Annotated in this window: 19 protein-coding genes and 2 pseudogenes; 5 read left to right on the top strand and 16 right to left on the bottom strand. The window is 70.2% G+C overall.

Going from position 1 to position 18,339, the window contains the following annotated elements; translation table 11 throughout:
• The first annotated feature begins 28 nt into the window (after positions 1 to 28).
• From ACWY4P_RS48555 to ACWY4P_RS48545, 3 genes are all read left to right on the top strand, one after another.
• The gene (locus tag ACWY4P_RS48555) at positions 29 to 313 is read left to right on the top strand and encodes a hypothetical protein (RefSeq protein WP_456207187.1); all 285 of its coding nucleotides are present in this window, start codon (positions 29 to 31) and stop codon (positions 311 to 313) included.
• Positions 314 to 417: 104 nt separating this feature from the next.
• The gene (locus ACWY4P_RS48550) at positions 418 to 1,170 is read left to right on the top strand and encodes an IclR family transcriptional regulator (protein ID WP_456207186.1); all 753 of its coding nucleotides are present in this window, start codon (positions 418 to 420) and stop codon (positions 1,168 to 1,170) included.
• Between the two features lie 17 nt (positions 1,171 to 1,187).
• Complete coding sequence (locus tag ACWY4P_RS48545; RefSeq protein WP_456207185.1) at positions 1,188 to 2,168, top strand: cyclase family protein; 981 nt, start codon at positions 1,188 to 1,190, stop codon at positions 2,166 to 2,168.
• 375 nt (positions 2,169 to 2,543) lie between these two features.
• Here ACWY4P_RS48545 and ACWY4P_RS48540 read toward each other — a convergent pair.
• The 6 genes and pseudogenes from ACWY4P_RS48540 to ACWY4P_RS48515 all read right to left on the bottom strand — a co-directional run bounded on the left by ACWY4P_RS48540 (position 2,544) and on the right by ACWY4P_RS48515 (position 8,263).
• Positions 2,544 to 3,744 (bottom strand): annotated as a pseudogene (locus tag ACWY4P_RS48540) (MFS transporter).
• Positions 3,745 to 4,036: 292 nt separating this feature from the next.
• Positions 4,037 to 4,987, bottom strand: coding sequence for a VOC family protein (locus tag ACWY4P_RS48535; RefSeq protein WP_456207184.1), 951 nt, complete (start codon positions 4,985 to 4,987; stop codon positions 4,037 to 4,039).
• 17 nt (positions 4,988 to 5,004) lie between these two features.
• Complete coding sequence (locus ACWY4P_RS48530) at positions 5,005 to 6,060, bottom strand: 4-oxalomesaconate tautomerase (RefSeq protein WP_456213307.1); 1,056 nt, start codon at positions 6,058 to 6,060, stop codon at positions 5,005 to 5,007.
• A 32-nt stretch (positions 6,061 to 6,092) separates the two neighbouring features.
• On the bottom strand, positions 6,093 to 6,806 hold the full coding sequence (locus ACWY4P_RS48525) for a 4-carboxy-4-hydroxy-2-oxoadipate aldolase/oxaloacetate decarboxylase (RefSeq protein ID WP_456207183.1): 714 nt from the start codon (positions 6,804 to 6,806) through the stop codon (positions 6,093 to 6,095).
• Positions 6,803 to 7,551: pseudogene (locus tag ACWY4P_RS48520) on the bottom strand (PIG-L deacetylase family protein). The gene ACWY4P_RS48525 and the pseudogene ACWY4P_RS48520 overlap by 4 nt, the downstream one beginning before the upstream one ends.
• Before the next feature lie 61 nt (positions 7,552 to 7,612).
• Positions 7,613 to 8,263, bottom strand: coding sequence for a GntR family transcriptional regulator (locus ACWY4P_RS48515; RefSeq protein WP_456207182.1), 651 nt, complete (start codon positions 8,261 to 8,263; stop codon positions 7,613 to 7,615).
• Positions 8,264 to 8,350: 87 nt separating this feature from the next.
• Between ACWY4P_RS48515 and ACWY4P_RS48510 the strand changes: the two genes are divergently transcribed.
• Entirely contained in the window at positions 8,351 to 8,674 is a 324-nt protein-coding gene (locus ACWY4P_RS48510; RefSeq protein WP_456207181.1) for a hypothetical protein, read from the top strand.
• Between the two features lie 21 nt (positions 8,675 to 8,695).
• Here ACWY4P_RS48510 and ACWY4P_RS48505 read toward each other — a convergent pair whose 3' ends face one another.
• From ACWY4P_RS48505 to ACWY4P_RS48470, 8 genes are all read right to left on the bottom strand, one after another.
• Entirely contained in the window at positions 8,696 to 9,043 is a 348-nt protein-coding gene (locus ACWY4P_RS48505; protein WP_456207180.1) for a DODA-type extradiol aromatic ring-opening family dioxygenase, read from the bottom strand.
• A 297-nt stretch (positions 9,044 to 9,340) separates the two neighbouring features.
• Positions 9,341 to 9,508, bottom strand: coding sequence for a hypothetical protein (locus tag ACWY4P_RS48500; protein WP_456207179.1), 168 nt, complete (start codon positions 9,506 to 9,508; stop codon positions 9,341 to 9,343).
• Positions 9,509 to 9,670: 162 nt separating this feature from the next.
• Positions 9,671 to 9,880: a hypothetical protein gene (locus tag ACWY4P_RS48495; RefSeq protein WP_456207178.1), complete on the bottom strand. Its 210-nt coding sequence runs from the start codon at positions 9,878 to 9,880 to the stop codon at positions 9,671 to 9,673.
• Entirely contained in the window at positions 9,877 to 10,464 is a 588-nt protein-coding gene (locus ACWY4P_RS48490; protein ID WP_456207177.1) for a histidine phosphatase family protein, read from the bottom strand. Before ACWY4P_RS48490 ends, ACWY4P_RS48495 begins: the two co-directional genes overlap by 4 nt.
• Before the next feature lie 41 nt (positions 10,465 to 10,505).
• Entirely contained in the window at positions 10,506 to 12,146 is a 1,641-nt protein-coding gene (locus tag ACWY4P_RS48485; RefSeq protein ID WP_456207176.1) for a pyruvate, phosphate dikinase, read from the bottom strand.
• Positions 12,143 to 12,769 (bottom strand): transcriptional regulator, encoded by a 627-nt coding sequence (locus ACWY4P_RS48480; protein WP_456207175.1) that lies wholly within the window; start codon positions 12,767 to 12,769, stop codon positions 12,143 to 12,145. The genes ACWY4P_RS48485 and ACWY4P_RS48480 overlap by 4 nt, the downstream gene beginning before the upstream one ends.
• A gap of 71 nt (positions 12,770 to 12,840) precedes the next feature.
• Entirely contained in the window at positions 12,841 to 13,644 is an 804-nt protein-coding gene (locus ACWY4P_RS48475; RefSeq protein WP_456207174.1) for an ABC transporter permease, read from the bottom strand.
• On the bottom strand, positions 13,641 to 14,588 hold the full coding sequence (locus ACWY4P_RS48470) for an ATP-binding cassette domain-containing protein (protein WP_456213306.1): 948 nt from the start codon (positions 14,586 to 14,588) through the stop codon (positions 13,641 to 13,643). Before ACWY4P_RS48470 ends, ACWY4P_RS48475 begins: the two co-directional genes overlap by 4 nt.
• A 95-nt stretch (positions 14,589 to 14,683) precedes the next feature.
• On the opposite strand from ACWY4P_RS48470, the gene ACWY4P_RS48465 reads away from it, so the two are divergent.
• Positions 14,684 to 15,814: a TetR family transcriptional regulator gene (locus ACWY4P_RS48465; protein WP_456207173.1), complete on the top strand. Its 1,131-nt coding sequence runs from the start codon at positions 14,684 to 14,686 to the stop codon at positions 15,812 to 15,814.
• 153 nt (positions 15,815 to 15,967) lie between these two features.
• Here ACWY4P_RS48465 and ACWY4P_RS48460 read toward each other — a convergent pair whose 3' ends face one another.
• Both ACWY4P_RS48460 and ACWY4P_RS48455 read right to left on the bottom strand, forming a co-directional pair.
• Entirely contained in the window at positions 15,968 to 16,993 is a 1,026-nt protein-coding gene (locus ACWY4P_RS48460; RefSeq protein ID WP_456207172.1) for a hypothetical protein, read from the bottom strand.
• A 57-nt stretch (positions 16,994 to 17,050) separates the two neighbouring features.
• On the bottom strand, positions 17,051 to 18,337 hold the full coding sequence (locus tag ACWY4P_RS48455; RefSeq protein ID WP_456207171.1) for a transporter: 1,287 nt from the start codon (positions 18,335 to 18,337) through the stop codon (positions 17,051 to 17,053).
• Positions 18,338 to 18,339 lie beyond the last annotated feature (2 nt).

Raw genomic sequence — 18,339 nt, 5'->3', positions numbered from 1 at the left:
CCCACTCCTGCCGACCGGAGGTCGCATCATGGCCATACGACCACTTCAAGTCCTCTTCAGCCTCAGCATCATCGGCTTCCTTATCGGTGGCGTCGCCATCGTCGCCGGACAGGCGCTGGGGATCGTCCTCGGCGACAGCGGCTGGGTCGCCGACGTCGAAACCAGCGCCGGACCGCCCACCTTCATCACCGCCGGTATCTCCGGACTGCTCGCCTTCGTCCTGTCGTACACGACATCGAAGGAGAAGCCCGAGGCGCCCGCCGCCGACATCCCCGGCCCGCAGCACGCCACCACCGCACCCCGGCCGGAATGACCCCCGCTCGCTGGATGGATCTTGTGCGACCCACACCACTGCTCGCATGCTGATAGGGCCTATCAGAACCTCCGTATGCCGAGCAGACCATCCAGGAGCCCGCCATGGCCGCCACCCCCGCCTCCCCCATGCGTTCGGTCGAGAGGGCCTTCGACGTCCTGGCCGTCCTTGAGGACACTCGCCACCCCCTGCGCCTCAGCGACATCGCCCGCCGCGCCGAGCTCCACGTGGCCACCGCCCAGCGCATCCTCAACGTCCTCATCGACCGCGGCTACGCGGTCAAGGAAGAACCCGGCTACGTCGCCGGCCCCGCCGCCGTCGCCACCGCCCACGCCTTCCTGGTCAACAACCGCCTCAGCCAGGTCGCTCTCCCGGTCCTACAGGAACTGGCCGCCACCACCGGCCTCACCCCCACCCTGTACGTACGGGTCGGCCACGCGCGCGTGCTGATCGCCCGTGTCGAAGGCCGCAACCCTCTGCGCTACCAGCTGCCCATCGGAGAAAAACTTCCGCTGCACCTGGGCGCCGGAAAGTCCCTAGCGGCCTGGCTGCCCGAAGACGAGCTGACCGCCTACGTCGAGAAGATCACACCGTTCACACGCGTCTCCGGCGACCGGGTCACGGCCGACGACCTAACCACCGAACTGCGACGCGTCAAGACAGCCGGCTACGCCCTTTCCGTGAGCGAACGTGTCCTCGACGTCACCGCCGTCAGCGCCCCCATCCGCCACGGCGACCACCTCCTCGGCGCCCTGAGCATCGCCGGCTCCAGCAGCGAACTGCCCGAAGCCGACCACGCCCGCATCATCAGCGAAGTCCGCCGGGCAGCGGACGCCGTCGCCACCCGCTGCCCCTGATCCAAAGGCCCCCGCCCGTGACGCCCGTCTCCCTCCCCAGCTACCAGCAGTTGCTTCAGCGCACCGACGCCCCACCCGGATCCAGCTGGCACCTCTTCACCGACCAGCCCGAACGGGGCATGGCCAACCTCGCAGGTCCCGAGCAGATCCGACGGGCAGCACACCGCGTCCGCGACGGCCGCGCCTTCAACCTCGACCACCCCCTCGACGCCTTCGACCCGCCCATGTCCAAGGCACGCGGCATCCCCCACCACCGCATCACCGCCAAACACGACCAGGCCCGGGACGACCTCCTGGACAACTTCCACCTCCAGGCCAGCACCCAGATCGACGGACTGCGCCACCGCCGCGCCTCGGGGCACGGCTTCTACAACGCGGTGCCCGACGACGAGATCGCGCCGCGCAGCCCTCGCCTGGGCGTCCAGCTCTGGGCCGAAACCCCCCTGGCGGGCCGCGGCCTGCTCATCGACATCGACGGCCTGCTCCGCGGCCAAGGCACGCCCCTCAGCCACGCGGCAGGGCCCGCCCTGGACGCCGAACTGCTCGACGAGGCCGTCAGGGCACAGGAGTGTCACGTCGAACCGGGTGACCTGGTACTCGTCCACACCGGCTGGGCCCACTGGTACCTCACCACCAGCCCCGAGGAACGCACCCAGGTCCGAGCTCAACGACGCGCCACCGGCTTCGCCCAGTCCCGGGACTTCGCCGCCTGGTGCTGGGACCACCGCATCGCCCTCATGGCCACGGACACCTTCGCCGTCGAGGTCCTCCCCGTCAGCCCCGACAGCGACTTCCACGACAGCGCCCCTGAGGACGACGGCATGATGCACCAGGAACTCATCGCCAAACTCGGCCTGCCCCTGGGTGAGCTGTGGGATCTCACCGCGCTGGCCGCCGACTGCCGGGCGACGGGCCGCTGGGACAGCCTCCTCACCGTCAAGCCCCTCAACCTCACCGGCGGCGTCGGCTCACCCGCCAACGCCACCGCCCTGCGCTGACGGGCACAGGGCGGTGGCGGTCCGGCCGGTGCTCTACCGGTCTCAGACCAGGAGGTGTTTCACGCGGATGCATTCGCCTGCGCCGACATCGATGGAGATCGCGTCGTCCGTCGCCTCGTAGGACGTGGAACCGGTGCGCCGGGGAGGAGGGAGGTTCCTTCGCCCGTGCCGAGCAGCGCGAACTCCGTGCTTCCGCGCTTCACCGCGATGCCCTGTCCGCCGCCCGGTGATGCCCTGGGCCGACAGGCCATGCTGTCGCTGCTCGCGTCATTCCGCGTGGGTCGAGCGGCCCGGTCGCCCGATAAGCGAACAACAGTCACCGTCGAGGCCAGTGGCGACGACGGCCGGCGGGTCCTGGCCTTCATCGCCGCCCAGTCAGTGAGCGGCAATCAGCTCCTGCTCGGTGCTGCTGCGCGCCGCCTGCTTCGAGCCTCGCACCGCGGCGAGGCCGATGAAGATCATGGATGACACGCCGGCCAGTGCGAAGGCGGTGAAGCCCCAGTCGCCTTTGCCCGTGGCGAGCAGCCGGCCGCCGAGCCACGGCCCGAAGACGGCGCCGAAGCGGCCCATGCCGGAGGTCCAGCCGACGGCGGTGGCGCGGTTCTCCGGGGTGGAGCGGATCGAGACCGTCGCGTAGATCATGGTCTGGGCGCTGTTGAGGAACACGCCGGTGAGAAAGACGACCGTGAACGTCAGCGCCGGCGGCATGTGGATGCTGAGCAGGAAGACACCGGTGGCGGTCAGCGCGAACCAGATCGCCGAGATGCGTGGCGCGCCGAAGCGGTCGGAGGCTCGGCCGGCGACCAGCATCCCCACGATGCCGCCCAGGTTGAACAGAACAACGAAGGTCAGCGCGGAGCCCAGCTCGTAGCCCTCGCTGCGCATCAGGGTCGGCAGCCAGGTGGCGACGCCGTAGACCAGCAGCAGACCGCCGAAGGAGGCCACCCAATACAGCAGGGTCTGGATCCACTCACCGCCGCGGAAGAGGCCGGCCAGGTTCGTCCAGCGGTCGGCGGCTGCCGGGCGGGCGGACTTGGTGGCCGGCAGTTCGACGTCGTAGCGGCTCGCCAGCGCGTGGGCCTCCTCTGTGCGGCCCTTGGCAAGCAGGAAGCTCAGCGACTCGGGCATGAGTTTCGCGAGCACCGGCACGAAGAGCAGCGGGGCGACGCAGACCCAGAAGGCGGCGCGCCAGCCGAGCGGCTCCACGACCCACAGGGCCACGTAGGCGGAGAGGATGCCGCCCGCGTGGTGGGCGGTCATCAGCATGCCGATGGTGAGGGCCACGGCCGCGCGGGGCGTAGTCGGAGACCATGCTGATCGCGGTGGGCAGCAGCCCGCCGAGGCCGACGCCGGCCAGGGTCCGGCCGAGGCCGAACACCGCGACGCTGCCCGAGACCGCGCACAGCCCGGAGGCCAGCGAGAAGAGCGTGACGCAGCAGACCATCAGCTTCTTGCGGCCGATCCGGTCGGCGACCGTGCCTGCGGTCAGGGCGCCGACCAGCATGCCGAAGGTGGCGTAGCTGCCGAGGTCACCGGCCTGGCCCGAGGTGATCCCGAGGGCCTTCTGCTCCAGCATGTGGGGCAGCACCGAGCCGTAGATGAACATGTCGAGGCCGTCGAAGAGCACCGCGAGCCAGCACAGGACGAGGACCAGTGCGGTCAGTCTGCTGCCGCGAGCAGCCAGGGAGCCTGAGGAGGACATCCTTGTTTTCCTCTCATGCGTGGTGCGCTAGACGCTAAAGAGCCGCCCGTAGACAGTCAACGCTTTTGTCAACAATCTCAGCAACAATCTGGGTGCACGATGCCCGGCACCCACAACGAAGGGCTGCACACGGCCGTGTGCAGCCCCGTCGCGCCGTTCGCCCACCTCAGTCGACGGGCGGGGTCCCGTGTGTGTGGAAGGACTCGATGGTCTTCAGGCCCCATGCCTGGCCCTTGGCCCGCTCGGCCTCGGTCCAGGTGATCAGAGGCCAGTCGGGCGCCAGCACCAGGCGTGTGAGCGGGTTGCACAGTTCGATGCGGTTGCCGCCCGGTTCGTAGACGTACAGGAAGAACGTCTGCTGGATGGCGTGCTTGTGCGGGCCCGTCTCGATGAACACGCCGCTGTCGATGGCGAGATCGGCGGCGCGCAGGATGTCCTCACGGGTGTCGGTGGCGAAGGCGATGTGGTGCAGCCGCCCGGTCGAGCCGGACCAGTCGGCGGTGTAGACGACGTCGTACGACTTGTTGGTGAACGTCAGCCAGCGAGCCGCGATCCGCTCGCTGTCGAGCTGGATCTGCTCCGTCGGCCTCGCTCCGAGGACGTGCTGCTGGAACTCGGCGTTGGCGAGCACGTCGGCGGCGAGGAAGTTGACGTGGTCCAGGCGGCGTACGCCCACGCCCCGGTTGGGCTTGGCCTGCGGCTGGTTCTTGAGCGCCGGCTTCAACTCCTCCGGGGCCCGGTAGTGCTCGCTCTCCCAGTACAGGGCGTGTTCGTGTCCGTCCGGGTCGGTGGTGAGGTACAACTTGCCGAGGCCAGGCTCGTCCTCCACCCAGTGGCCGGAGCCGCCCGCCGCCTCGATCGCCTTGATGCGGCGTTGCAGGGCCTCCTGGCTGGAGGTGCGCAGGGCGAGCCGGCCGAGGCCGGGCCGCTCGCGGGCGGTGAGCACGAGGCTGTGGTGCTCGTAGTCGTCGAAGGTGCGCAGGCAGACGGTGTCGCCGTCCTGTCCGTTGACGGTGAGGCCCAGGTAGTCGGTGAAGAAGGCGACGCTGGCGTCCAGGTCCGGGGTGAACAGCTGGGCGTGGCCGATGTGGGCGATGTCGCCGAGCGGCGGAGTCATCGTTGGCCTCCAAAGCGTTATGGGGGGATCGGTGCCGTCCCGGCGGACCTGGGGAACACGCTGCCGTCGAAGATCTTGCGGGCGGTGCGCACCACGGCGGTACGGCGGGCGCAGGGCAGGCCATCAGGAGTTCCGCCGAGGCTGCTTTCGATGTCCAGGAATCCGGTGGGATGTTCTATGCGAAGTCGGTCACCACCGGCAGGAAGCTCCGCGAGGCCCGCGCCCACGCCGCCCTTGATACGCAGGCCGGCGGCGACACTCGCCGCGCCCAGTACGCCGATCGCGGCGTGGCAGCGCACGGGAATGAAGGTACGGGTGGTGACGGCGCCGCCGTCGCGGGGCGCCGCGAGCAGCGTGAGCTTGGGCACGGTGGTGTCCGAGACGTCACCCAGGCCCATCAGCCGCCCCGCCTCCAGACGGATCGCGTGGAGCCGGTCGGCGAGATCCTGATCGGCCTCCAGCTCGGCGGGCGACTCGTAGCCGGTGGCCTTGAGCGAGGCGGCCTGGACGAGGACCGTCGGCATGCCGTTGTCCACGCAGGTCACCGGGGTGCCCTCGGTCATGTCCCGGACGTTGCCGGTGGGCAGCAGGGGGTTCGCGCTCGGCGGGAACTCGATCACCACGGGCGCGGCCGTGCCCGGCACGCCCGAGATCTCGGCGTCCCCCGTGTAGTCCACGCGCCCGCCCTGGGTGGGGAAGGTTGCCGTGGCGAAGTCACCGGAGTTGACCATCCGGATGCGTACGGAGGTCCGCTCCTCCCCCGCCGGGACCAGCCCGCGCTCCACAGCGAACGGACCGATGCCGGCGAGGATGTTCCCGCAGTTCTGGCGGCCACTCACCTCCGGCCTGTCGACGGCGACTTGGAGGAACGGGTAGTCGACATCGGCCTTCGGGTCGGATGAGGGCGACACCACGGCCACCTTGCTGGTGAGCGGATGCGCACCGCCCAGACCGTCGATCTGCCGCTCGTCGGGGCTGCCCATGATCCGCAGCAGCAGCTCATCACGGGCTGCCGGGTCGGCGGGCAGGTCCTCGGCGAGGAAGTAGGCGCCCTTGGAGGTGCCGCCGCGCATCAGCAGACAGCGCACCTCCTCGGGCACGCGGGTCACGACCGCTCCCCCGCGGACGCCGCGTATTCTTCGTAGCTCTTGTACTCGACGCCGAGGTTCTTGAGGGTGTCCCTCAACCCGTACCAGTCCAGGCCGAGTGGGCCCTCGCGGAACGCGGCCCGGGAGGCGGCCTCCTTGGCCTCGCGGGCCGCGGACTTCTCAGCCGTCTCGCGGGCGCGCTCGCAGGGTACGACCACCACGCCGTCGTCGTCGGCGAGGATCACATCTCCCGGGCGGATCACCTGGCCGTCGACAGCGACCGGCACGTTGACCGAGCCGCCGGTGGCCTTGACGGTGCCCTGCGCGGAGACGGCCCGCGACCAGGCGGCGAAGCCCATCTCGCGCAGCTCCTGCGTGTCACGGATGCCCGCGTTGATGATGAGGCCGCGCACACAGCGCCGGTGCAGCGCGGTGGCGAACAGCTCGCCGAACATCCCGTCGGTGGACGGAGAGGTGGTGGTGACGACCAGGATGTCGCCCTCACCGCACTGCTCGACGGCAGCATGGATCATGAGGTTGTCGCCGGGCCGGCTGAGCACGGTGACCGCGGTGCCCGCGACCCGTACGCCCTGCTGGATGGGGCGGACATCCGGCCCGAGCAGACCGGTGCGGCCCATGGCCTCGCTGATGGTGGCCACGCCGAAGCCGGCCAGCGCGTCGACATCCTTGGCGTCCGCCTTCGGCGGGTTGGTGACGATCACACCGCTCATGCCGGCTCCTTCGCGATCTGCGGGTACGGGCGCATGTACGCCTCGGCCATCGTCTTGTGCGCCAGGCCCAGGTTGGGGCCGGCGTTGCGCTTGAGCTGGACGCCGCGGCGGACGGCGAGGTCGGTGTAGTAGTCCCACAGGTGCTGCTGGGCGCCGAGGCACTCCATCGCCTTGCGCTTGGTCTCCCCCACGTCGGTGATGTCGAGCAGGACCTCGGGCTTGAAGCCGCTCATCTCGGGCTGGTGCGGCTCGAAGTAGAAGACCGGCGGGGCTCCGATGATCTCGCCCGGGCCGGGTAACCGATGGCCTGGGCCAGCACCCGGGCCTCCAGCGCCATCCGGTTGGCGGCCGGGTGATCGCCGTTGTAGGGGTCCTCGGTCGGGTGGGTGAGCACGACGTCGGGCCGGGTCTCGCGGTACACCTCGACGAGCTTGTCGGTGAGCTCGCGGGTGGCGAGCAGTGGGTAGTCGCCGGCGTCGAAGAAGCGGATCTCGGCGCCGAGGGTGGCGGCGGCGCGCTCGGCCTCGTCCCGGCGTATCGCCTTGATCTCTTCGAGCTGCTTGCCCTCACGCCACGCCTTGGCGGACTCGCCGCGCTCGCCGAAGGTCAGACAGGCGATGGTGACCTTCTCCGCGCGGGAGGCGGCCAGGGCGATGGCTCCGCCCGCCCGCCACACGAAGTCCCCCGCGTGCGCGGTGACGACGAGTGTGGATCGTGAGGTGGCGGGCGCGTTGCCGTGCGTCATGCTCGGATCTCCTTGGTGGACAGGTGGGCGCCCGCCTCGCACATGTGCCGGTTGCCGCGTGTCAGCCGCGCAGCGCCTCGATCACGCTGCCGAGGTGGGCACGTACGGCCGCCTCGGCCGCCTGCGGGTCCCTGGCCCGGATCGCCTCGACCATGGTCAGATGCTCGTTCAGGGATTGCTGGGGACGCCCCGGGCGCAGCGCCAACTGGAAGCGGTGGCGGACCAGTTGGGCATTGAGCCGCTCCAGTAGTTCCACGGCCGTCCGCTGGCCGGAGAAGTCCCGGATCCGGGCGTGCAGTTCCTGGTTGAGCTCGGAGTAGGTCACCGGCTCGCCGTCGGCCACGGCCTTGGTCATAGCCGTGCCCAGCTCGGTGAGTTCGGCCAGCTGCTCGTCGCTGGCCGCGACGGCCGCCTTTGCCGCGCACAGCCCCTCAAGGACCATGCGGCACTCGGTGATGGCGACCGCTTCCTCCACGGTCACCGCCCGCACCCGCGAACCACGGTTGCGGATCCGCTCGACCAGACCCTGGCCCTCCAGATCGATCAGCGCCGCCCGGATACTGGCCCGCGTCACACCGAACTGCTCGGCGAGCTCGTTCTCCACCAGCCGCTGCGCCGGTGCCATCTCGCCGCGCAGGATCGCCTGCCGCAGCTGCGCGAGCGCATGCTGTTTGGCCTGCTCCCCGGTGCTCGGACGGGCTTCTTTCGGCATCGTTGCTCTCCCTGGGTGAGTGCGTGTCGACGCTAAATCTATCCAGACAGAATTGTCAACAATCTTGTCGTCACTATTGCCTCGGGATTGCCGCCAGCGGCGCGCGGGGTTTCGCCCCGGCCGACATCACATGCGAGACCCGGGCAGACCTCCACCTCCTCGGACTTCTGCCTGACCGCGGACCAGGTCACCACCCTGCGCCGGATCCACTCGGGACCGACCGACGAGCACGGCAGGCTGCTGTACCCGGGCTACCAGCTGCGGGGCTCCGAACTGAACTGGGCCGGGATCATTGCCGGCCCTGACCTACAAGGACGTCAAGTTCACCGCGGCCTACTGCAAAAAGATGGCTACGAGACCGTCGGCAACTGGATCAACGGCAAGTGGGTGGTCACCAAAGGCAAAACCTGAGCGGATTCATCGCGAGGGTCTTCACTGCCTCCCTCGTGCCGTCATCACCCCGAATCCAGCGATGTATTCAGGGACGGGGCGGTAGAAACGCGAAGTGACCTCGTAAGGGCCGGCGGCACCAAGTGCCGCGAACGCGGCGAGCCACGTCCGTACCTCGTGCGCGGAGTTGCCGGCGTCGGCCGCCATGGCCTCGGGGCGCGCGGCCCGGGCGGCGGCTGTCGGGTGCCGGCCGTTGAGCAGCATGTCCCGCTGCGCCGGCGTCGCGAACGCCCACTGCGGCACCGGCGGATCGTGGGACAGTCCGCCGGAACCGATCACCAGGACCCGCTCGGACAGCTTGCGCAGATGGCCGCCGACGGCCTCTCCCATGCGGCGGACGCGGCAGTGCCTCGGCACGGTCGGCGGGCACGTCCAGAGGGCCGGACTGGGTGTCGTAGTCGCCGACGGCGTGGGCGGCGTAGCCGATGCAGAACGGCGGCATGAGTTCGTAGAAGAAGCCGTTGTAGTGGTCGGGGGCGAACGAGACGACCAGGGTGGGGTCGAACTCCTTGACGAAGTCCCGTGCGTCGGCGAAGGCCCTGTCGACGGCATCGCGGACATCCGCCGGTGGTTCCCCGAACTCGAGCAGGGGGCTGTGCGACATGCACACCAGGGCCAAGGACATCGTCAGACCTCCCGCTGGGTGAAGGACATGGCCGTCAGCACACTGGCGAAGGTGGCGGACGCCTCCTGCGCGAGGCACGACGCGGCCACGAACCGGTCCGGACGCAGGAAGACCACTCCGACCGGACGGTTGTCGAACCACCGCTTGAGGGAGCCGTCGGCGTCTCCCACGACCACGATGGGAAACGGAGCGTCGGCGTATTCCTTCTCGGTCCAGGCTCGCTGCGTTTCGGGGACGAAGCACGCCAGGGTGGCGCCGAGTTCGCGTACCCGCTCCAGATCGTCGGAGCTCAGCAGGCGGGCGGGGCTGTTGCTCCAGGCGGCGATGGTCCATCACGGACCGAGGACATCGTCGAGGGCGATGCGCTCGTCCGCCCTGCCAGGTGTGCGGCTCGTGACGTCGACGACCACCCCGCGGTCGTAGCGAGGCATCGGCTTGAAGCGCATGTCAGTGAAGTAGCTCTTGGCCGACGGCACCAGGTTCAGCACGGCGGCCGCGGCGTCGCGGACCGCGGCGGCCTTGCGGTCGAGGGCGCCTCTCATGGCCGTATGCCGTTTCCGAACCCCGTCCACCGCAGATCGGTCGGCAGGTGGCCCATGTCGTTGTAGAGCAGCACCGTCGGCGCCATGCCGTCGCGGTACTCGATCGCTGTCAGTGCCGTGTTCCCACAGTTCAGCCCCAGCCATCGCACCGGTGGCGCGTCGAGGGCGTGCCGGACGAGCCAGGCCACCTGGTAGGCATGGGTGACCAGGACCTCGTGGGTCTCGGATTCGGCAGGGCGCGCGAACCTGCCGGTGAGGGCATCGGCGAGGCGTGCTCCCGCCGCGGCCTCCTCGGCCTCGTATCCGTCGAAGAACGCCGCCCACGCCGGTGGCGCCTCGTCCGGGACGTGCGGTACATGGTCGATCAGCTCGGCCGCTTCCCGCACGGTGGCGTTCGGAAGGTGTCTGCCGACGATCTGCGCGGACCGCACCGCCCTGGGCAGAGGGGAATGCCACACCGTGTCGATCGGAAGTCCGGCCAGGCGCCGCCCGAGCAGTTCCGACTGCCGCTGCCCGACGTCGGTCAGCTCGCCGAACGGGTCCGCCACTCCGTGCCGTACCAGGTACAGGTGCCGAATCGGCATCGCCGATCTCCTTTCGGAGTCACCTCAGAGCCGCCTTGTCATCAGGTGCCCGAGGATCGCAGTGCGGCATGGGCCGCCTCGAGCCGCTGGGATTCGTCGCGTTCGGAGTGGTCCCCCGAGGTGTCGTCGGCCCATGCGAGCAGTCGGTGGAGGTGCTCGTCGGCCGCGTTCGTGACGATGCGGGGGCGGCCGAGGGCGACCTCGCCACTGGTCCCGTCGATGGTGACGAGGGTGCCCTCGGCGAGGGTGCGCCCGCCGGCCGTCACGGTGCCGTTGCCGACATCGACGGTCAGGTCGGCGACGCCCACGACCGCGGGCTTTCCCATGGCTCGCGCGACGACCGCGGCGTGGCTGGCCGGCCCGCCGCGTGCGGTGATGATTCCCGTGGCGGCGGCGAGGCCGTGCATGTCATGGGGAGAGGTCTCCGGGCGCACCAGGATGACCGGGGCGCCTTGGGTCATGCGTACCGCTCGGTCCGCCGTGGTCGCCACCTGGCCGACCGCGACACCGGGGCAGGCGCCGAGGCCCCGGGCGAAGAGGTCGGCCTCCTCGGATGACGCCATGCGTGGCGTGCGGACGTGCTGGAGATGCCTCGGCGAGACCCTGAGGAGCGCTTCGTGCCGTTCGATGACCCGCTCGTCGGCGAGTTCGGTGGCCACGCGCACCGCAGCACCCCCGGTGAACCGGCCGGGCCGGACCTGTAGGATCCACAGCTCTCCGGCCTGGTACGTGAACTCGACGTAGCAGGCGTCGCGGTAGTGTCCTTCGATCCGGCTCAGGGCGTCGAGCAGTTCCGCCCACATCGCCGGCTCCCGCTCGGCGAGGTCGCGCAGCGGCCGGGTCATCGATCGGCCGGAGACGACGTCTTCTCCTTGGTGGCCGAACAAAACTTCACCGAACGGCGTGTTCTCACCGGTGTTGGGGTCGCGGCTGAACGCGACTCCGGTGCCGCTGTGGTCGTCGCGGTTCCCGAACACCATCGTCTGGACGATCACGGCCGTTCCGAGGTGGTGCGGGATGTCGTGCAACGCGCGATAGGTTCGTGCGCGTGGCGTGTCCCAGGACGAGAACACGGCCTTGACCGCCAGCGCCAACTGGCGGGTCGCGTCGTCAGGGATCGGCTGTCCGCACCGGTGCCGAACGAAGTCCTCGACTGCCTTCATCGCCTCGGTGAGGTGGGCTTCCTCGCCGTGCTTGGTTTCTCGCCCGGGATCTCCCGCGTGGACGGCTTCCACATCGGCCGCGGCCGCGTCCGTGACCGCGGAGGCGAAGCTCGACAGGAAGCGCAGCCGCGAGTTCCATGCGAACGGCCGGTCGCCGGTCTCGACGGCAAGGCCCGCGGTGGCTTCGGCCGTGAGGCCGAGGTTGAGGATCGTGCTCATCATGCCGGGCATCGACACACCGGCCCCGGAGCGTACGGCGACCGCCAGCGGCCTCCTCGGTCCGCCGAAGGCGCGCCCGGTGGCGAGTTCGAGGTCGGCGATGGCCGTCGCGAGCTCGTCGTCGAGTCCGTCGGGCAGACGTCCCTCCCGCAGGAAGGCGCGGCATGTCTGTGTCGTGACGACGAACCCGGCCGGCACCGGCAGCCCGAGACGGTGCAGGAGGACCAGGCCGAGTGCCTTGCCGCCCAGCGTCTCCGCCGCCTCCTCGGCCTGGGCGGAGATCGTACGAATCCATCTCATCGCCGCATCCCGAGGGTGGCGAGCAGGTCTTCGTGCAGCTCCGCCCATATGGTGTGGTACGAGGTGGTGCTGTCGGTCACGTACTCCAGCGCGCCGGAGGCAGCGCGATCGAGGGCTCCGGCGAGGCGGTCGCGGTAGCGGCCGAAGCGCGGCAGTGCCGCGGACAGCTCGGCGCAGACAGGGGCGGCGCGTCGGTCGAGATCGGCGAATCGGTCGAGGACCCGGGAGTCGTAGGCCGGGTCGCTGTGGTCGTTGGCGTTCACGATGCCGTCGATGGTTCGGAGCTGCCATGCCCCGCAGAGGTCGAGCAGCTCCGGGTTGAGAACGAGAAACCGGCCGAATGCCGCCTCAACCGCTCTGCGGGCGTTGGCCGACTCGAGTTCGTCGGTGATGCGCTCGGCGTCCGCGGCGCGGCCGGCGTCCGTGAGCAGCCAGCAGGGCATGTCGCCGGACATCCGCGTGACGAGGCCCTCGGCCCCGAGATCGATGAGCTCGGACTCGACGTCGGACTCGTCGAGTCCCGTGACCGCGTGGAGGCGGGCGAGGCTGGTGGCGCCGACGCAACGCAGGGCGTGCAGCACCAGCAGGTTGGTGTCCGTCGTGTGTGTTTCGGACCAGGTCATGTCGTGTCCCCTGGATGTGCGGTTGGGTGTGCGGTTGGGCGTGCGGTTCGGTTCGTGGGAAGGGGTGTGGTTCAGGTCGGCTCCTGGCGACCGTAGGCGCGCACCGCGAGTGGGCAGAAGACGAGGAACATGACGGCCGACCACAGCAGGGTGCGGCCGATGCTTCCCGTGTCCGGTGTCCCATTCAGCAGGGCGCGGCAGGCGTCCATGACGTGGGTGACGGGGTTGATGTCCGCCCAGGCGTGGAGCCATCCGGGCAGGGTGTCGGTCGGGGCGGCCAGGCTGCTGCCCAGTTGGAGCGGCAGGAAGGCGATGAAGCTGAACGCCAGCACGGCGTCGGCGCTCCTGACGAGGACACCGATGAGGACCGTGAGCCAGCTGAGGCAGAACCCGAACAGGATCGCGAGCCCGGCCGCCCCCAGTGCGGCGGGGAGGCTTCCCTGGATGCGGAACCCGAGCAGAGCGCCGATGGTGGACAGGATCGCCACGGCGATCAGGTAACGGAGGATGTCGGCCGTCACGGAGCCGAGCAGGGGCGCCGTGCGGCTGATCGGGAGGCTGCGGAAGCGGTCGGTGACGCCGTTCTTCAGGTCGAGGTTGATGGCCGAGCCGGTGGAGATCATCCCGGCCAGGCCGGCGCCCATGACGAGGATGCCGGGGAACAGGTACTGCAGGTACTCGCCGGTGGAGCCGGCGACCGGGCGGCCGAACAGGTAAAGGAACAGGATCATGAACAGCGCGGGGGTAATGACACCGTTCACGATCGGGCCCGGGTTCCGGGTGGTCTTGGCGAGGCTGCGCTGGGCGAGGACCGCACTGTGCCGGAGGGTGGCGAAGCGTCGGGTCCTGGCGGTGCCGGTGAGGGTCGTGGTCATGCTGCGTCCTTGGCGTCGGCGGTGGGGGCCCCGGTCAGGGACAGGAAGACGTCGTCGAGGCTGGGAAGGCGGAACTCGAGCTCGCTGACGTCGATGCCGTGGTCCCGGAGCTGGGCGGTGATCTCGAAGAACGCGGCGTCGCCGGCGACCGGCACGACCAGTTCCTGGCGGCGTGACCGGTCGGGTTCCCGCCCCGCGACTCGGGCGACGATCGCGGCGGCGGTGTCGAGGTCGCCGGCATCGGCCGGTCGGAGGACGATCGTGTGTCCGCCCGTCTCGCGCTTGAGGTCGGCGGGCGTGCCGGACGCGATCACTCGTCCGTGGTCGATGACGGTGATGTCGTCGGCGAGGGCGTCGGCCTCTTCCAGGTACTGCGTCGTGAGGAGGACCGTGACGCCGTCCTGGGCCAGCCCGAGGATCATCCGCCACAACTCTTCGCGCTTGCCGGGGTCCAACCCGACCGAGGGCTCGTCGAGGAACACGACCTCGGGCCGCCCCACCAGGCTGGCGGCGAGGTCGAGCCGGCGCCGCATGCCGCCCGAGTAGGTGGCGACGGGCCGGTCGGCCGCATCGTCCAGGCCGAAGCGAGACAGCAACTCGCCGGCCCGCCGACGGGCGTCGTGCCGTCCGAGGTCGAGGAGCCTGCCGATCATGACCAGGTTGGAACGCCCGGACAGCTCGTCGTCGACGCTCGTGTGCTGCCCCGAGAGCGCGATGCGCCGCCGGACCTGAGCCGGATCCCGCCGTACGTCGATGCCGGCCACGCGCACCTGGCCGGCATCGGGGCGCAGCAGCGTCGCCAGCACGCGGATGACGGTCGTCTTTCCGGCGCCGTTGGGCCCCAGCAGCCCCAGCACCTGCCCGCGTCGAGCCGACAGACTCACTCCGTCGACCGCGGTCGTCCGGCCGAATCTCTTGACCAGTCCGTCGGCCTCGAACCCCATGTCACCCACGAGCAATCTCCGATGTTCGCGTTTTCCCGATGACGTCATCATCTGGATGCTGTTTGTATCATGACACGGGAGCGGAAGGGGACACGATGGCGAGGCTGACGCGCGCGCAGCAGCAGGAGCGGACCCGCGCAGCGGTGCTGGTCGCGGCCCGGGAGGAGTTCGCCGAGCACGGCTACGCCGAGGCCAAGGTCGATCGGATCGCCGAGCGGGCCGAACTGACCAGGGGGGCGGTCTACTCCAACTTCACCGGCAAGCGCGCGCTCTACCTCGCGGTGCTCGCCGACGCCGCCGAACGGGCCCGGGCCTCCGCCGAACCGCCGGTGGAATCGCCCGGCTCACCCGGGCGAGCGCTCGGCACGTTCGCCCGGGTCTGGCTCGAACGACTGCCCCTCGCCGGCGACACACCGGGGAGCGGGCATCTCCAGTTGCGTTCGCTGTCCGGAGTGCTCGACACCGAGCCGGCCAGGACCGCGCTGGCCGAACTCGTCCGGTTCGAAGCCCTGCTGCTCGCTCTGGCACTCGAGTCGCGCCCCGCGGTGCGCGGCCGGATGGTACGACCGGCCGCGCTGGCGCTGACCCTCCTCAACGGAGCGGCCGGTCTCGCGGAGAACGCCCCCGGGGTCGGCGATCCGTTCGACCTGGCCCGTGCCGCCGAGCACCTGGCCGACATCGCCCTCATCGACGACGCGGAGCCGCCGCACCTGCCCTTCATCGCCCCGGCACAGCCGGCGGAAGACCCGTGGGCGGCACCCCGAGGACTCACCGACGAGATCACCGGCCGCGCGGTCGACCTCGCTGACGACGGCGTGGTCGTCGTGCTGGGCGTGAGCCGCCTGTCCGCGGCCGAGGAGGCGGTTCGCTCGGCGCGGCCACGCGACGCGGTGACGGTCGTCGTCGTCACGAGCGACCCGGCCGAGACCGGTCGACTGGCCCGCCTCCGCATCGTCGATCTCGTCGCCTGCCTGCGGCGGGTGTTCGCAGCCGAGGAACTACCGCGCCCGCGCATCGTCTTCGACGACGGTGGCACGGTTCCCGCGGCCCTCGGCCGGACCTCGGCCGACGACCTCACCGAGGTCGCGATCCGGGTGCGTGACGGGTTGATCGTGGCGCACGCGGACGGACGTGGCGCCGGCCACGCCGTAGCCGGCGGCGCCCATGACCGTCGCCGCGACCCGGCGGCGCCACACCGGGGAGACCTGCGGACAAGTCGCGACTGACCCGACACCCAAACCCGGCCACAGGTTGCCGCGCCGCGTCGCGTCGAAGGCCGGTTACCCCCTGGAGGGCACGAGGCGCCGCGCCCTCCTGCACCAGGGCGGCCTGCACGACCGGCATCTGCACACCCTGGTGCTGGAGGACCCGCGCGCCGGTCAGCCCCGGGCGACCGCGATGCTGCCCTTAAGGCGTTCACCGGCCTCGTAGACCATGTAGGGCACTCCCCCTTCGGTGCCGAAGCTGGGTGCGGCGCTGCGCCCGTTGTCGGGCGCGCCGTTCGCGGAGTTGTAGAAGCGGCCGAGGTGGCGGCGGAGTGTGAAGTTCTGCCCGACCTCGGTGATCATGAGGTCGCCGCCGCTCTCCTTGTCCTTGTTGTAGACGACGAAGGCGCTGCCGTTGCGGGTCAGCAGGTGCGGGCCGCCGATGTTGACGGCCGACACGTCGTTGTGGCTGACCAGGGCCTTCTGGTCGAAGGTCCAGGTGCGGCCGTCGGCCGACCACCCCCAGTGGATGTCCCGGTGGTTGGTGGTGTTGTTCAGCATGAACAGCATCACGTAGTGGGCGTTCTTCGCGGGCAGTTCGTGCGGGAAGACCCGGGCGTACGAGGTCTCCTTGGTGCCCGCGGGCAGCATGGACGCGGTGAGGACCACCTTGTCGTAGGTGAAGTTGATGCCGTCCTTGGAGCGGGCCAGCCGCGTCGTGGTGTTCTCGCCGTGGAAGTAGAGCCACATCTCCTTGGCGCTCTCGTTCCACATCACGTGCGGGGAGGAGACGTGGGTCACGGAGTAGTGCCCCTGCCAGACGTTCGCGACGATCGGGTTGTGCGGGTACTCGGTGAAGGGCCCTTCGATGTGGTCCCCGTAGGCGAGGCAGATCCCGCCGGGCGCGTCGTGCGGCGCGTAGTAGAGGTAGTAGCGGCCCAGCGGTGCTGACAGCCGCCCCTTCGTGCCCCGGATGCACGGGAAGATGATCTCGCCGGTGGGGTTGTACTTGAGCTGCGCGGGCGTCAGGAGGGTCTTGACGTAACGGTAGTCGGGGAACCCGCCGGGGGCCGCAGCCGCGGCCTGGGCCGGGGCGGCGGCCTGGGCCGGGGAGGGCGTCGCGCCGACGGCGAGCGTCGCCGTGGTCGCGGCAGCCGACTTGAGGAGGATGCGACGGCTGGGGTGATGCGGCTCGTGCATGGAGTGCTCCGTCCAGTACGTGGAAGGGGGTAGGGGGTGTGTGCTGGAGATGAGCGGTCAGAGGGCGGTGGCGGCGGTGACGCAGAAACCGCCGAGGGCGACGAACCAGACGTAGGGCAGAGTGCGCGTCATCACCTGCTGGGGGCCGACCCCCGCGTACTGCGCGCTCCACACGGTCTGAGTGCTGGTGGGGTCGGCGACGCCGAACACCTGGTTGTAGGAGGCGGTGATGCCGAGGACGGCGGCGGCCGGGTAGATGCCGGCGGCGATGAGGACGCCCGCGATGCCGGCGCCGAGGCCGTACACGTTGAGCGGTCCGCGGTACAGGCACAGCGGCACCAGCACCGTGAAGACCGCGACGAACAGCACCGGGTTCTGCGGGCTGACCGCCTTGACGAGGGGTTCGAGCGCGTCCACGGCGCCGGGGAGCTTGACCGCGGCGAGCAGGATGCCGATGGCCACGAACAGCGTGATGGGCGCGGCGGCCACCTCGAAGCCGCTGTACAGGGTGCGCAGCAGCCGGCGGTTCATGTCGCGTGGGCGGGTGGTCGTCACGATCGCGTAGAGCACCCCGGCGAGCAGCGAGGGGATGATCGCGATCTCGAAGCCGAGCGCCAGCACGAGGGGCACGGCCGGGGTGAGCAGCGCGTACCACGGGGCGTCGCCGAGCCGGGCGCGCCGCTGGCCCGCCTTGGTGCGCGGCGCCTCGGTGCGGAAGGCCCAGGCGTGTTCGACCCCGCGCCTGCGGGACTCGACGAGGACGAACATGACGGCGGCGAACAGCGCGAACGGGAAGAGCTTGATCATGAAGTCGCGCACCTCGGAGACCGGCAGGTCGAGGGCGCTGGAGAAGAACTGCCACACCGGCAGCTCGAAGGGCATCCCGGCGGCGATGCCCATGAGAATCGTCCCGGCGGCGGTCACCTTGGGGATGCCGACGGCGATCATGGCGGGGATGCCGATGATGCCGGCGAGCATCGCCGCGGGCGCGGAGCCGGTCACGGTGCCCACCAGGGTCGAGACCATCAGCACGCCGAGCGCGACGACCGTGGGCCGGTCGCCGCCGAACTCGACTATCTTGCGGACGAGGGTGCCGGCGATGCCGGTCTCGTCGAGCAGCTTTCCCAGCCAGGAGCCCAGCAGGATCGCGATCATCGTCGCGGCGAGCATGGGGGCGCCCTCTTGGAGGACCGTGTCGAAGACGCTGTTCTTGCCGGTGACCGGGGCGCCCGAGACGAAGGCGATGACCACGCCGAGCAGGACGAGCGCGAAGGCGGTGGGGAGCTTCTTGGTGAGTATCGCTGCGACACCGGCCGCCATGATGATCAGGATGAGGATGCCCATGA

This window comes from Streptomyces sp. LZ34 (assembly GCF_053890475.1).
Note: the sequence above shows the minus strand (reverse complement) of the source record. Positions and strands in the feature narration are given on the sequence as shown.

Coding starts and splice junctions, on each gene's coding strand:
- ACWY4P_RS48505 (WP_456207180.1), bottom strand. CDS start 9,043: ATGGGAGAGGCCGTCGGCGGCCATCTGCGCAAGCTGTCCGAGCGGGTC.
- ACWY4P_RS48550 (WP_456207186.1), top strand. CDS start 418: ATGGCCGCCACCCCCGCCTCCCCCATGCGTTCGGTCGAGAGGGCCTTC.
- ACWY4P_RS48525 (WP_456207183.1), bottom strand. CDS start 6,806: ATGAGCGGTGTGATCGTCACCAACCCGCCGAAGGCGGACGCCAAGGAT.
- ACWY4P_RS48495 (WP_456207178.1), bottom strand. CDS start 9,880: ATGAGAGGCGCCCTCGACCGCAAGGCCGCCGCGGTCCGCGACGCCGCG.
- ACWY4P_RS48530 (WP_456213307.1), bottom strand. CDS start 6,060: ATGCGCGGCGGCACCTCCAAGGGCGCCTACTTCCTCGCCGAGGACCTG.
- ACWY4P_RS48515 (WP_456207182.1), bottom strand. CDS start 8,263: ATGCCGAAAGAAGCCCGTCCGAGCACCGGGGAGCAGGCCAAACAGCAT.
- ACWY4P_RS48535 (WP_456207184.1), bottom strand. CDS start 4,987: ATGACTCCGCCGCTCGGCGACATCGCCCACATCGGCCACGCCCAGCTG.
- ACWY4P_RS48555 (WP_456207187.1), top strand. CDS start 29: ATGGCCATACGACCACTTCAAGTCCTCTTCAGCCTCAGCATCATCGGC.
- ACWY4P_RS48455 (WP_456207171.1), bottom strand. CDS start 18,337: ATGGGCATCCTCATCCTGATCATCATGGCGGCCGGTGTCGCAGCGATA.
- ACWY4P_RS48480 (WP_456207175.1), bottom strand. CDS start 12,769: ATGACCTGGTCCGAAACACACACGACGGACACCAACCTGCTGGTGCTG.
- ACWY4P_RS48470 (WP_456213306.1), bottom strand. CDS start 14,588: ATGGGGTTCGAGGCCGACGGACTGGTCAAGAGATTCGGCCGGACGACC.
- ACWY4P_RS48490 (WP_456207177.1), bottom strand. CDS start 10,464: ATGCCGATTCGGCACCTGTACCTGGTACGGCACGGAGTGGCGGACCCG.
- ACWY4P_RS48460 (WP_456207172.1), bottom strand. CDS start 16,993: ATGCACGAGCCGCATCACCCCAGCCGTCGCATCCTCCTCAAGTCGGCT.
- ACWY4P_RS48485 (WP_456207176.1), bottom strand. CDS start 12,146: ATGAGATGGATTCGTACGATCTCCGCCCAGGCCGAGGAGGCGGCGGAG.
- ACWY4P_RS48465 (WP_456207173.1), top strand. CDS start 14,684: ATGGCGAGGCTGACGCGCGCGCAGCAGCAGGAGCGGACCCGCGCAGCG.
- ACWY4P_RS48475 (WP_456207174.1), bottom strand. CDS start 13,644: ATGACCACGACCCTCACCGGCACCGCCAGGACCCGACGCTTCGCCACC.